Below are 13,127 nucleotides of genomic sequence, written 5' to 3'. Positions count from 1 at the left end.
TGACAAGTTTCGCTATTTGCAACTAGAACTCAGCCGTCGCTGTTCGCTCGTCCATTGGAGCTACGATTTGCTTCCAGAAACGCTTGTATGACTCTCGCACCCTCAAGTGTAAAGTTTTATATCTGGATTCAACACTTCTGTCCTAATTGTGCTTTACCTAGTAGACACAAATATTCTCTTGCGATTTGTCGATCGCTCTCATCCGCTTCATCCCACAATTAGAATTGCTATTAGAATGCTACGTCAAAATGGGCATCAACCACGAGTTAGTTCTCAAAATTGTATTGAATTTTGGAAGGCTAGCCCTCCAGCACTAAACCATTGGGCCTATTTTGAAAGCCTTAACGCGCGATCGCTTACAAAGAATAAACCTCTGGCCACACCTGGATTTGGGTCTGGTCGTGCCATTGGCATTCCTCCAAATGCGTGGCCAACGCCGTCGCACTGGGGCGCAATTCCGCATTCTTCGGGAAACGCACCTTGCGGCCATCTAGCTTGGCATAGATTGTCTGCCCCAACCAAGGAGCCACATGAACTTGCGCGGTTGTAGGATCGATCGTCAACAAGTGCAGATCAAACAATACATGCAAATCCGCCCGTAACAGTAGGCAATTGCTGGGATGGTTCGTCTTCTCCCCCGCATAGGGCAAAATATAGGCCACCTCCAACACCTGCACCGCCGTACAGCCCGACACCACACAACGGTGTTGATAGGCATCCAGGAGTTTCTGCCGGAGTTGGGTATGGCCCTTGCGTAACAAGAGCGATCGCAAAATCCGGCCCTTGCCCTCCTCATGGTTACCGGGTTGGAACAAGCGAGTGGGATCAGCCTGAAGAAACTTGGTCCACTCCGATTCTGCGGCAAACTCCTCCGTAGCCTTCGGCGCGATCGCCCGTTCAACCGCTGGCACTATGATCGGCTCGACCACCGCCGCAGGTACCTCAACTTCCCCTGTTGCGGTTACTGGTGGCAACGCAGCGAGCACCTGATCATAGGACAGCGGGGTGTAAATTGAAGGCTTGCGCACCCGTGCCAAGAGTTGGGCGCGATCGTCCTCACTGGGTAAAATGGCATCCGTCAGATCGGCTTCTTCCAATTCAGCCCCCGTCAGATCCGCCGCTAGCAGGATAGCCCCCCGCAGGTCAGCCCCCTTCAAATTTGTGTGCCGTAGACTAGCTCCCGTCAGGTCCGCTGCTCGCAAATCCGCCCCACACAGGGAAGCATCGTCCAACGTGGCATAGCTCAGATTCGCGGTGTTTAACCCAGCCCCGCAAAACATCGCCCGCGAACAATTTGCCCGATACAGTTGAGCACCCCGTAAATTTGCACCAATAAAGTTAGCGGCCTGCAAATTCGCCTGCGACAGATTTGTCTGCCACAACTCTGCCCCGATCAATTGGGCCTGGGCCAAGTTGGCTTGCTCTAGGTTCGCCCCACTCAGATCAATAAACTCAAGGCAGACGCCAGGAAGGTCAGCCCGCAGGATCTCAACCTGTTGAAAATCGCGCTGACCCCGACGGTAGCGTCGGAGTAATTCTTTTACTCTCATCGATGCGGCCCCCTAACAGCGAATCTGTAACGCCCTCTACGCTGGTCCTTCGCAAGTCTCAAGACCCCCATTTACCCGAAGACGGTCCATTAATGAGGGTTATTTATCGTTATTCAGGCAAACACAGCGTGATCCGGGGATTTAGCCATTTCTCCCGTAGATTGACCCTGCGCTGGGGAAAAGCCGTGTAGGCATGACGAGGTGGCTTTGTAGGTTTTCATTACCTAGACAGTGATACCGTTGGTAGGGGATACCAATGCGGTAATGCTGTTGCGGCTCGATCGCGCAAACTACCCCACCGGTAAGGGTTAACTGAGCTGGATATTCCCGGCGGCGGAGTTCTGGACTGATGGCCCACAGGTTCAACGGGGCGGGGGGATGGGGTAAGGTTGCCAAAGTTGCCCATGCGCCATCGTAATTGGGAATCCGCTTCAGAAAAGCGAACGCAGCCATATCAGTCTGGGGATAAAAAGGGGGTAACGCTAGGGCAAAACTGAGACCTAGGGCCACATCTTGAAAGTTTTGATAGCCGATCGCGACCATTAATGCCTGCTCTGGTTCCGAGCCTAAATGACGCGCCACCTGTTGCGGTTGAAAGGGTTTGGTAAAGGCTAATCCCCCGATGACAAAGAGGCTGCTGAGCAATGAGAGGGTGAAAAAGGCGATCGGGAATAGACGTTTATTTAGATGTTTATTTAGACGTTTATTTAAGATCCATAATCTTATTGATGATCTGGCTGGAAGGTTAAGGTTGTCATTTTTATGAACGATACCTTGCTGACAAGCTGCGGCGAGTAGGGCACATACCGCCGGGTAATAAACAAAACTGTAGCGGGGTGCGATCGTGATATCCCGATTTAAGCCATAGGCGATCGTCCAAAATTGGAGCAAGACGAGCAGAATAAATCCCAATAAGGTCCAGGTTTCCAGATGGGTATGGGGCATTTTCCAGAGGCGAACCCCACCGCGACCTGCCACTCGACCCAGCCAAACCAGAAATCCTAAGGTGAGTACGCCCATCGGTGCCACCATCCACCAGGGCTGATTCTCCACGGGCAGGGCAATCACCATTGCGACCCAGGTCAACACGGTCTGATAAATCGGGGCCAACGGATTCGCCAACTGAAGCCAACTGGTTTCTCCGCGATCGGCGTGTCCCTGCAACGTCGCCAGCCACGGCCAGTAGGTGAATCCCACCCCCGCGATCGCCAACCCGATCGCCCCCCATTGCCAGCGAGTGAGCCACCGTCGTTCCCACAGCGATCGGCCCAGTAAAACCCCCACCTGCGCGACCACGGCCATCAGAAAAAAATAGTGGGTATAGAGTCCCAAACTGTTGACAACTACCCAACCCAGCCAGTAGCGCGGACGAAAACGCTGAACTGGATGCTGAACTGAATAGAGATCCCGTTGCATCTGGATCAGGCAAATCAGGGCCAGCGTTAGCCACACCATTGGCAACGTATAGTGTCGGGCCTCCTGGGAGAGATAGACGGCAAAGGGGGAAACCGCCATTAGCATTGCTCCCCAACCCCCTGCCCGTTGGCCAAAGGCGACCCGATTCAGCCAGTAAAGCAGCGCAATCAGCAGCACCCCCATCAGAGCCGGGAACGATCGCAGGTGCCAGGTGAGACTCGCCAGGTCCGGGGCCGGGGCTAGCCAGGTGAGCCACTGGTGCATCACGCAGAAAAAGAGGGGGGGATGGGTGGACTCTTGGGTGATGGTGGCAGCGATCGCGGCGCAGGTCGTGGGTTGGAGGTGAAACAGGTTCAGGAGATCGGGGAAGCCGATGGTTTGCTCCAAGGGGACGACTTGATAACTTTGGCCGAGACTAAATAAGGCGGTCAGAATTTCGTCGAGCCAGAGGGGTTTAGCCGCGAGTTGCCAGAAGCGGAGTCCAGTGCCAAGGGCGATCGCGAGCGAGATGGGGATGATCCAGGGGTGAGCGATCGTTATTTTCTTGAACCAGGGGGTATTGGGAACCACAAAGACACCAAGACGCGAAAAAGGAAAAAGGAAAAAGGAAAAAGGAAAAAGTTAAAGCTCGAAATTAAAGCCGGATTGTTTGAGGTGGTGATATTTTTGCTGATCGAATTTGTAGAGGCGGGCGGCTCGGTGGGAGACGTTTTGTTCAACTTCGTCTAATTCGATGAGGAGATCCATTTTTAGGATTTTTTTGCGGAAGTTGCGTTTGTCTAAGAGTTGACCGAGGACTTTTTCGTAGAGGGTTTGCAGTTGGGTGAGGGTGAATTTTTCCGGTAGGAGTTCAAAGCCGATCGGTTCGTGACGGATTTTGGTGCGCAGGCGATCGTAGGCCATTGCCACAATTTGATTATGGTCAAAGGGCAGGTTGGGTAACTGTTGCACCGGAAACCAGGCTGCATCCCGTGCATCGGTGGTCGCTTGTACCCGATAGTTGCGCAAATTCACTAGGCCGTAGTAGGCCACACTGATGACCCGTTCCCTGGGATCGCGATCGAGGCTGCTAAAGGTATAGAACTGCTCTAAAAACACGTCCTCCAGTCCCGTTTCCTCCTGCAACTCGCGACGGGCCGCCGCATCCAGCGTTTCCTCCAGCCGCACAAAGCCACCGGGGAGCGCCCACTGGCCCGAAAAGGGCGGCAAATCCCGCTGGATCAAGATTACTTTCAGATCCTCGTCATCCAACCCAAATACCACACAGTCAACGGTGAGGGCTGGTCGGGGATAGAGATAGGTGTAGGGCATCGCAACCACGTCATCAGCTTGCGCTTCATAGCATACTAGGGGTCGAGGCCGCGATAGAGGTCGGCGATCGCAAATTCAAGGCCAAGACTGTGCAGTAGAACGCGATCGCCAGTCTCATAAATGGTCGTTTCCCAGGTCCCCATTGTTGTGCGGCGACGACATTCAACCCGTTGGGACGTTTGGGCAATTAAGACATATTCTTCCAAAGAGTCCAGCCGTTGATAATCGTTGAATTTCTCACCCTCATCAAAGGCTTGGGTGCTGGGGGAGAGAACTTCAGCAATCAGCTTGGGATAGCGTTTGATATAACGGTCCTCACGATCGCGGGGGTCGCAGGTGACAAAGGCATCGGGATAGTAATAAAACTCATCCCGGTAGTTTACTTTGACATTGCCAGAGTGAAAACGACATGCGGAGTCACCCAGGTGTAAGTTAATCAGGCTGAGGAGATTGAGGGCAATGCGATCGTGGTTATCAGTCCCTCCGGCCATTGCATAGACCAGACCCCGTCGATATTCGTGACGGATCTCGCTGTGGCGTTCGAGGTCGAGATAGTCCTGGGGGCTGATGTAGTGGGGGACGGCAATCATGGCGGTAGGGGTGGAGAGGTGACTCCATTGTAAAACACCCCAATTCAAAATCTGGACTTGACATAGTGTATTTTTTTACACCTAAACTTAGTGTATAATAAACACCAAGACTATGAACACAGTCTTTGATATCGCTGCCGGGTCGGTCATCGGGCGGGAACATCGGCGCATAGGCCGGAATAACCAGGATGCCTACGCTATCCAAGCCAAGCCGGAGTGGACGATCGCGGTGGTGTGTGATGGGTGTGGCAGTTGTCCCCACAGTGAGGTGGGTGCTCAGTTGGGGGCGAGATGGGTGATTGCGTGCCTCGATCGCCGGTGCCAGCAAGGTCAACCGCAACTGCAAGCCCCTGACTTTTGGCGAGGACTCCAACGGGATCTCCTGGAACAGATCCGACAACTGGTCACGGGATTCGGATCGGCGCTAGAAGCGGTCGTTCGGGACTATTTTTTATTCACGATCGTCGGCGCGATCGTTACCCCTGAAATGACGGCTATTTTCTCCCTTGGTGATGGGGTGGCAATGCTCAACGATGAGGTGCTGATGCAAGGCACGATCGCCGATAATCAGCCCCCCTACTTAGCCTATGGTTTATTTCCTGGCCTGTTTGTAATGGAGGATGTGAAGTTTCAGGTTCACCTGCGATCGACAGCGACGGTTAACACCTTGGCGATCGGCAGTGATGGGGTACAGGATTTAGGGAAAACCCTGGATTCATCCCTAAAAAATGCTGATCTTACCCCAGAAGTCTTTAAGCCCTTTTGGCAGGACGATCGCTATTTTCGGAATCCGGATCAGGTGCGGCGTTATTTAGCCCGCTGTAACCGCGAAAGTGTTCAACCCAACTGGCAAACCCAAGTGCTAGAACGGCAGCGTGGGTTGCTAGAAGATGATACGACCCTCGTTCTAATCCGAAGAAAACCACTGGAGGTATAACCATGTTAGGCGCGATCGCGGGGGATATGATTGGTTCTATTTACGAGTGGCGCAATCGTAAGCGTAAGGATTTTCCGCTCTTTAGTCGCCGAAGCCATTTTACCGATGATACGGTTCTGACGGTTGCGATCGCGGATACCCTACTTAATCAGGGCGACTATGTGGATAATTTGCATCGCTATTATGCCTGGTTTCCGCAGGCGGGCTATGGCAAAAATTTTGCCCTTTGGGCAACCTTCAAACGTCGCGAACCCTATAACAGTTGGGGCAATGGTTCAGCCATGCGGGTGAGTCCCGTTGGCTATGCCGGGAGTGACCTGGATACGGTTTTACAAATGGCCGCAGAAAGTGCTGCTGTTACCCATAATCATCCCGATGGCATTCGGGGTGCCCAAGCCACCGCCGCTGCCATTTTCCTCGCACGATCGGGACAGTCCAAGGCTGAGATTAAAACCTACGTGGAGTCTACCTTTGGGTATGATTTGAACCGCACCTTAGCCGAAATTCGTCCTTCCTATCGCTTTGATGTTTCCTGTCAAGGATCGGTACCCCAGGCCATTATTGCCTTTCTGGAATCAACGGATTTTGAAGATGCCATTCGCAATGCGGTGTCGATCGGGGGAGATAGTGACACGATCGCCTGTATTGCGGGCGGTATTGCCCAAGCGTTTTATGGTGGGGTGCCAGCCGTGATTGTGACTGAAGTTTTAGCCCGATTAGACCCCCGTCTCCGAACGGTTACCGAGCAATTTATGCAGACCTATGGATGTCTACCTTAACCATAAACGCATTCGGCTGAACGCCAGTCAACTGATTGGCAAAGGCGGTGAAGCAGATATTTATGATCTGGGTCAGGGCCAAGCACTCAAGCTGTTTAAGCAACCCGATCATCCGGATTATCAAGCCTCTCCCGACGTGCAGCAAGCAGCGCGTTTTCGCCTACAGGAACACCAGCAAAAGTTACGCCAGTTTCCGCAGAATTTACCCGATCGCGTTATCCAGCCGTTGGATTTAGTGAGCGATCGCACGGGGAAAACAATCCTCGGTTATACGATGCCGTTGCTGGCCCCAGCTACCCCCTTGTTGCACTACGGCGAACGCAGTTTTCGCCAGACAGGAATTTCCGCCCAACACGTCACGGCAATTTTCCAGGACTTACATCAAACTGTTCAGCATCTCCATCAACTGGGCATTACGATCGGGGATTTTAATGATCTGAATGTTCTCGTCAAGGGTAAGCAAGCCTATGTTATTGATGCCGATTCCTTCCAATTTGGTGCCTTTCTCTGTCAGGTCTTTACCGATCGCTTTGTTGATCCCTGTCTATGCGACGCTCAGGCAACGGTGCCCCAGCTAAACCATCCCTATACGCCCGAATCCGACTGGTATGCGTTTAATGTCATGTTAATGCAATGTCTATTGTTTGTGCATCCCTATGGCGGCGTTTACAAGCCGACAAAATCAGCCCCCAACATTCCCCATGCGGCGCGATCGCTCCATCGGATTACGGTCTTCCATCCCCAGGTGCGGTATCCCAAACCCGCCCTGAAACCGGATATTTTACCTGATAGTCTTTTGCACTATTTTCATCAGGTCTTTGAGCAGGATTTACGGGGGGAAATGCCGCGATCGTTGCTGGATAACCTACAGTGGACAACCTGTTTACACTGTGGCCTAGAACACGCCCGTGCCCATTGTCCCCACTGCACCCACGGTTCGCCCGTCCCGTCGCAGTCAACGATTGTCCGAGGCACGGTAAAGGTCAGTTCGATTTTTACAACGCCGGGTATTATCCTCCTGGCAACGGTGCAAAACGGTCAACTCTGTTGGCTCTACCACGAAGCGGGAACCTTCCGCCGGGAAGATGGCCATCTTGTTTTCCACGGTGAACTTGATCCGCGCTTGCAGTTCCAAATTCAGGGGCGATCTACCCTCGTTGCCAAAGATGGACAGGTGATTATTCTGGCACCTGATCAAGATCCGATTCGACTTGCCGTTGATCCGAGTTATTTAGTGAGCGATCGCCAACATCTAGGATTCGCTGCCAATGCCAACCACTACTACTGGTTACAGCAAGGTCAACTCTACCGCAGTGAACCCATAACCTCTGCTTATGTGGGGGATGTTCTGCACAATCAAACCCAGATTTGGGTCGGGCCACGATTTGGCCTAGGGTTGTATCGAGCGGGTAATCTGAATACGGCATTTGTGTTTAATGCCCAGCGATCGGGTCTCAACGATCGCATCCAACTTTCCCCTTGGCAAGGTCAACTGATTGATGTGACCTGTACCTTTAGTCAAGACTATGCATGGCTATTCTGGGCAGCACAAACCCAAGGTAAAACCTGGCACTCTGCTGCTGTGATTCAAGCCAATGGAACGATCCTAGCTATGACGGTTTTGCCGGGGCACGATCATCACTGGCTGACCCACTTAGGGGGACACTGTGCCATCAATAATTTTCTCTTGGTGGCTACCGATGACGGTATTATGCGGATTGAACCCCAAGCGGGGAAATTGCTATGTACTCGCCAATTTCCGGAAACTGAGCCATTTGTTGATGGCAGTTGTACGCTCCTTCCCGCTAACGATGGCCTCTATGTCATTCGTACTCGATCGATTCAGAAGTTACAAATCAACTGAGCGCTTTATCCTGCTGTTTATCTAAACTTCTTCACTTGGAGCCTGAAAATCATGACTACGACAATCTCTACCCAACTACCGATTCCCCAGCATTTCCAAGCCGATCGCGTGGGTGAAGTCTGGCGCGTTCCGTACCAGGACCGGGCAGCGGCAGCAGAAGCCTGGGCAAAACAGCATCACCTCCAACCCGCAGCCAAGGATAAAACGCGCATTTGCTTGATGTTGGTTGACGTGCAAAATACCTTTTGTATCCCTGACTTTGAACTATTTGTCGGGGGACAATCTGGACGCGGTGCGATCGAAGATAACGTGCGCCTCTGTGAATTTATCTACCGAAATCTGGGGATCATTACCGAAATTGCCCCTACGATGGATACCCATACGGCAATGCAAATTTTCCATCCCGTTTTCTGGATCAATGATGCGGGTGAACATCCCAGCCCCATGCAGATGATTCAATTGGACCAGGTTAAGGCCGGTATTTGGAAGGTCAACCCCGCGATCGCCCATAGCCTGGCCCAGGGTAACTATATGGCCCTGCAACAACACGCCCTCCATTATGTGAAACAACTGGCAGATGCGGGTAAATTTCCCCTGACGATCTGGCCCTATCACTCCATGTTAGGGGGGATTGGTCATGCCCTGGTTTCGGCAGTGGAGGAAGCCTGTTTCTTTCACAATATTGCCCGCCACAGTCAAACTCGATTCGAGATTAAAGGCGGCAATCCCCTCACCGAAAATTACTCGGTGCTGCGACCAGAGGTTTTGGAAGGTCCCGATCAGCGCCCGATCGCGCAAAAGAATACCTGTTTCATTCAGCGCCTATTGGAATTTGATGTCGTCATTATTGCTGGCCAAGCCAAAAGCCATTGTGTCGCCTGGACGATCGCCGATCTCCTCACCGAAATTCAGAGCCAAGATCCCAGCCTTGCTCAAAAAGTTTACCTACTGGAAGATTGCACCTCACCGGTCGTGGTACCCGGCATTGTGGACTTTAGCCAAGAGGCCGATCGAGCCTTTCAACGCTTTGCCGCTGCCGGGATGCATTTGGTGAAGTCGGTAGATGCGATCGCGACTTGGCCCGGAATTTCCCTTTAAAGAGTTCTGCAAACTTTGTGTTCACCACCAAGGCACAAAGCGCACAAAGAAAACACCAAGCCCTTCGTGCTCCTTCGTGTCCTTAGTGCCTTAGTGGTTTCAGAAAGACACCCCATACTTGCTCACTTATCCTTATCGGAGCCTAACCATGTCTACTCCCAACCTCAACGACCTCTTCCAATCCGCCCAAGACGAAGGGTTACTCTCTAATACCTCCTTCCAAGCCCTCAACGTGATTGATATTGGTGCCCAAATCCAAGCCGGTTTAGGGATCGCGATCGATGACGTAACCGCCAGCGAAGTGGTGCTCGTCACTATCATGCCCGACGACTCCGGCTCCATTCGTTTTTCCGGTAATACCCAGGTCGTTTGTGCCGGACATAATACCGTTGTCAACGTCCTCCAATCCTCTGCCCAAAAAGACAATATCCTCATCCACAACCGCTATCTCAATGGCACCGTTCTCTATCCCTACTGCCCCGTCACCCAAGCCATCCTGATGGACAGCCACAACTATGATCCCAACCTGGGAACCCCCCTTTATGATCAGACAGTAGTACTGTTGGGAACGGTGCTAGCCAAAGCCCAGGAATTTGCCGATAATGGCATACCTGTGCGCACGATTACCCTCCTAATTACCGATGGAGCCGATGCCCATTCCCAACGGGCCACCGCGAAGACCGTGCGATCGCTCGTCCAGGATATGCTACGAGCCGAAAACCACATTATTGCAGCAATGGGCATCGACGATGGCGGCTCGACCAACTTCCGGCAAGTCTTCCGCGACATGGGCATTCGTGATGAGTGGATTCTCACGCCAGGGAACGGCCACAAGGAAATCCGGCAAGCCTTCCAACTCTTCTCCCAGTCCGCCCTTCGCGCTAGCCAAAGTGCTGCGGCCTTCAGCCAATCCGCCCTGGGAGGATTTGGGAGTACTGGTTCGATCAATTAAAACCCATTCAAATTAAAAACCCATTCAAATTACCCGATGAAAGTTAGGTGTTCGAGAGCATTGAAGCCATATCCTGAGAAGCACTACGGGTTGTCTCGCGCTGGCACGAGGCGATCGACGACTTGCACCAACTGCTGCACAACAGCTAGCATTTGTTGTCCCTGCGCCTGTGTTACTTGAGCAAGATTCTCCAGGCTGCGTTCCATTCGCTGCCCCTGCGCCTCGACCACCCGCTCTAAGCGATCCAAACCCCGCTCCATGCGATCCAGGCTGTGCTCCATCCGTTCAAAACCCTGCTCCATCCGTTCAAAACCCTGCTCCATGCGCTGACCCTGAGCTTCAGTCAATAGGCGTAATTCAGTGATCGACTCAGATAACATGCCGATCTGTTGGGTTTGCAGTTCTAGATTACGAGTCTGCTGCTGCGAGGTCCTGACCAAATCGGCACTCATGACCACCAACTGCGCTAAGTCTACCTGCATCTCATCGAGTTGCTGTTGCATGGTCACTCACTTACCTCCTGTCTAGACCCCTCGCGTTTAGCTGAAGCATAGCGTTGATGAGTTTACCTATTTTACCTTATGGCTTTCTACCCTATGACTTTATGACTTTACTTTGACCTTGGCGATCGCGCCTGCAACTTAAGAACTTCATGATCATTAGCGTCTTCACCCGCGTCTTCACAATCATTGGCGTCGCTACGGTGGCGATCGCGAATGCTTTCAACGAGAGCAAGGGTTACCAAGTACGGTAGGCTTTTGGATACGTTTGCATTGCGTTTAAACTCTGTCCTGCTGCTGTTGCTGTCAAGTCATGTCGCGATCGACTGCCCTACGTGCCTACATCCTGGCTCGGTTGTTGCTGGCCCCGCTGATGCTATGGACCATCACCACCCTGGTCTTTCTCCTGCTGCGGGCGACCCCCGGTGATCCGATCGATGCCCTGCTCGGTCCCCGTGCCCCCGCCAGCGCTAAGGAAGCCCTCCGCCAACAGTTGGGGCTTGATGCGCCCCTCTGGTCCCAATACCTGAACTATTTGCAAGATCTCCTGCGCTTGGATCTGGGAAGTTCCCTCGCGAGCCAGGGTCAAACCGTCTGGCAAATTATTGGTGCCCATTTCCCGGCCACCGTTGAACTTACCCTAGGGGGAATGCTGGTGGCCAGCAGTGTGGGGATTGGGATTGGGGTGCTGGCGGCGTCACGCCCCAATTCGCGCTGGGATGTCGGGGGACGGTTGTTTGGGATTTTGACCTATGCGGTGCCGGTGTACTGGTTTGGCATGATTTTGCAACTGCTCTTGGCTGTCCAACTGCGGTGGTTCCCGATCGGGACCCGTTTTCCCCTGAATGTATCCCCTCCCCAAGGACCCACGGGTTTATATTTATTGGATAGTCTCCTCGCGGGCAATCTGCAACAATTTGGTCTGACGCTCTACTATCTCGCCCTGCCTAGCTTAACCCTGGGTATTTTGATCAGCGGCATTTTTGAACGGATCGTGCGGGTCAACCTACAACAAACCCTGAAAGCCGATTATGTCGAAGCTGCCCGTGCCAGAGGTATCCCCGAACGCCGGATTGTGCTTAACCATGCCCTGCGTAATGCCCTCATCCCCGTAGTCACCGTCCTGGGCTTAACCTTTGCCTCGCTCTTGGGGGGAGCCGTCCTCACGGAAGTGACCTTCTCCTGGCCGGGATTGGCGAACCGACTCTACGAAGCCATCTCCCAACGGGATTATCCTGTTGTCCAGGGTTTGATGGTCTTCTTTGCCGCGATCGTGACGATCGTGAGCATCCTCATCGACATTCTCAACGCCTACATTGATCCCCGCATTCGCTATTGAAAGACACGCCCTAGGGCATCTGACCTTGGAAAAGTTAGGACGCCCCATCGGCTGCTTAAATCAGATAATACGCCGCGATCGCTCTGGCCCGCCTTCCACATTAGTAGCCCTATGGCTGCGCTTCAGGGTGTTTTCCAGCCCGTATTATGCCAGCAGTTCACCCGTGGCTTGCAGGGTATGCAGGCGGCTGTAAATACCCGGTTGGGTGAGGAGTTGCTCGTGACTGCCAATTTCAGCAACTCGGCCCTGATCAAGGACGACAATTTGATCGGCATCGCGGACGGTGCTGAGCCGGTGGGCAATGATGATCAGGGTGCGGGTGCCGTAGAGCGATCGCATGGCCAGTTGGATCTGCCGCTCGGATTCATAGTCCAGGCTGGAGGTGGCTTCGTCGAAGACCAGAATATCGGGATCAACCAACAGAGCACGGGCAATCCCTAGGCGTTGGCGTTGACCGCCAGACAGGCGCAGGCCCCGTTCCCCAACGATCGTTTTGTAGCCCTGGGGTAGCTGGGTGATGAATTCATCGACGCGGGCGATCGCGCAGGCAGCTTCCACCTGATCAACGGTGGCGTGGGGGTTGCCGTAGGTGAGGTTATCCAGCAGGGTGCCGTTGAAGACACCTACCTCCTGATGCACGATCGCCAGCCGTTGCCGATAGCCCGTCACATCCAGCCGTCGGATATCCTGCCCGTCGATCCGAATCGCACCGCTGGTGGGGTCATAGTAGCGGAACAGGAGTTTCACCAGCGTGGATTTACCCGACCCCGAGCGCCCCACTAGGGCCACGG

At 53.2% G+C, this 13,127-nt stretch carries 12 protein-coding genes; 6 read left to right on the top strand and 6 right to left on the bottom strand.

Annotated features, from left to right (window positions below; genetic code table 11):
* Window positions 1–356: 356 nt before the first annotated feature.
* From ACWIUF_RS18540 to ACWIUF_RS18525, 4 genes are all read right to left on the bottom strand, one after another.
* Window positions 357–1,550 carry a pentapeptide repeat-containing protein gene (locus ACWIUF_RS18540; protein WP_448574006.1) on the bottom strand — a complete coding sequence of 398 codons (1,194 nt, stop codon included), beginning with the start codon at window positions 1,548–1,550 and terminating at the stop codon, window positions 357–359.
* Between the two features lie 141 nt (window positions 1,551–1,691).
* The gene (locus ACWIUF_RS18535) at window positions 1,692–3,536 is read right to left on the bottom strand and encodes a glycosyltransferase family 39 protein (protein WP_448574005.1); all 1,845 of its coding nucleotides are present in this window, start codon (window positions 3,534–3,536) and stop codon (window positions 1,692–1,694) included.
* A 51-nt stretch (window positions 3,537–3,587) separates the two neighbouring features.
* Window positions 3,588–4,277 (bottom strand): NUDIX hydrolase, encoded by a 690-nt coding sequence (locus ACWIUF_RS18530; RefSeq protein ID WP_448574004.1) that lies wholly within the window; start codon window positions 4,275–4,277, stop codon window positions 3,588–3,590.
* A gap of 35 nt (window positions 4,278–4,312) precedes the next feature.
* Window positions 4,313–4,915, bottom strand: a complete 603-nt coding sequence (locus ACWIUF_RS18525) for a Uma2 family endonuclease (protein ID WP_448574003.1) — start codon at window positions 4,913–4,915, stop codon at window positions 4,313–4,315.
* 64 nt (window positions 4,916–4,979) lie between these two features.
* Here ACWIUF_RS18525 and ACWIUF_RS18520 point away from each other — a divergent pair, with 64 nt between their 5' ends.
* The 5 genes from ACWIUF_RS18520 to ACWIUF_RS18500 all read left to right on the top strand — a co-directional run bounded on the left by ACWIUF_RS18520 (window position 4,980) and on the right by ACWIUF_RS18500 (window position 10,497).
* Complete coding sequence (locus ACWIUF_RS18520) at window positions 4,980–5,804, top strand: protein phosphatase 2C domain-containing protein (RefSeq protein WP_448574002.1); 825 nt, start codon at window positions 4,980–4,982, stop codon at window positions 5,802–5,804.
* A gap of 2 nt (window positions 5,805–5,806) precedes the next feature.
* A complete protein-coding gene (locus tag ACWIUF_RS18515) occupies window positions 5,807–6,583 on the top strand; it encodes an ADP-ribosylglycohydrolase family protein (protein ID WP_448574001.1) in 777 nt (258 codons plus the stop codon).
* Entirely contained in the window at window positions 6,567–8,447 is a 1,881-nt protein-coding gene (locus ACWIUF_RS18510) for a hypothetical protein (RefSeq protein ID WP_448574000.1), read from the top strand. Before ACWIUF_RS18515 ends, ACWIUF_RS18510 begins: the two co-directional genes overlap by 17 nt.
* Before the next feature lie 51 nt (window positions 8,448–8,498).
* Window positions 8,499–9,545: an isochorismatase gene (locus tag ACWIUF_RS18505; RefSeq protein WP_448573999.1), complete on the top strand. Its 1,047-nt coding sequence runs from the start codon at window positions 8,499–8,501 to the stop codon at window positions 9,543–9,545.
* Between the two features lie 148 nt (window positions 9,546–9,693).
* Window positions 9,694–10,497 carry a hypothetical protein gene (locus ACWIUF_RS18500; RefSeq protein ID WP_448573998.1) on the top strand — a complete coding sequence of 268 codons (804 nt, stop codon included), beginning with the start codon at window positions 9,694–9,696 and terminating at the stop codon, window positions 10,495–10,497.
* A gap of 83 nt (window positions 10,498–10,580) precedes the next feature.
* On the opposite strand, the gene ACWIUF_RS18495 is transcribed toward ACWIUF_RS18500, so the two are convergent.
* Window positions 10,581–11,006, bottom strand: coding sequence for a hypothetical protein (locus ACWIUF_RS18495; protein WP_448573997.1), 426 nt, complete (start codon window positions 11,004–11,006; stop codon window positions 10,581–10,583).
* Between the two features lie 304 nt (window positions 11,007–11,310).
* On the opposite strand from ACWIUF_RS18495, the gene ACWIUF_RS18490 reads away from it, so the two are divergent.
* Window positions 11,311–12,336 carry an ABC transporter permease gene (locus ACWIUF_RS18490; RefSeq protein WP_448573996.1) on the top strand — a complete coding sequence of 342 codons (1,026 nt, stop codon included), beginning with the start codon at window positions 11,311–11,313 and terminating at the stop codon, window positions 12,334–12,336.
* A 144-nt stretch (window positions 12,337–12,480) separates the two neighbouring features.
* Here ACWIUF_RS18490 and ACWIUF_RS18485 read toward each other — a convergent pair whose 3' ends face one another.
* Window positions 12,481–13,116: an ABC transporter ATP-binding protein gene (locus ACWIUF_RS18485; RefSeq protein WP_448574009.1), complete on the bottom strand. Its 636-nt coding sequence runs from the start codon at window positions 13,114–13,116 to the stop codon at window positions 12,481–12,483.
* Between the last annotated feature and the right edge of the window lie 11 nt (window positions 13,117–13,127).

This window comes from Trichothermofontia sp., assembly GCF_053493415.1.
Note: the sequence above shows the minus strand (reverse complement) of the source record. Positions and strands in the feature narration are given on the sequence as shown.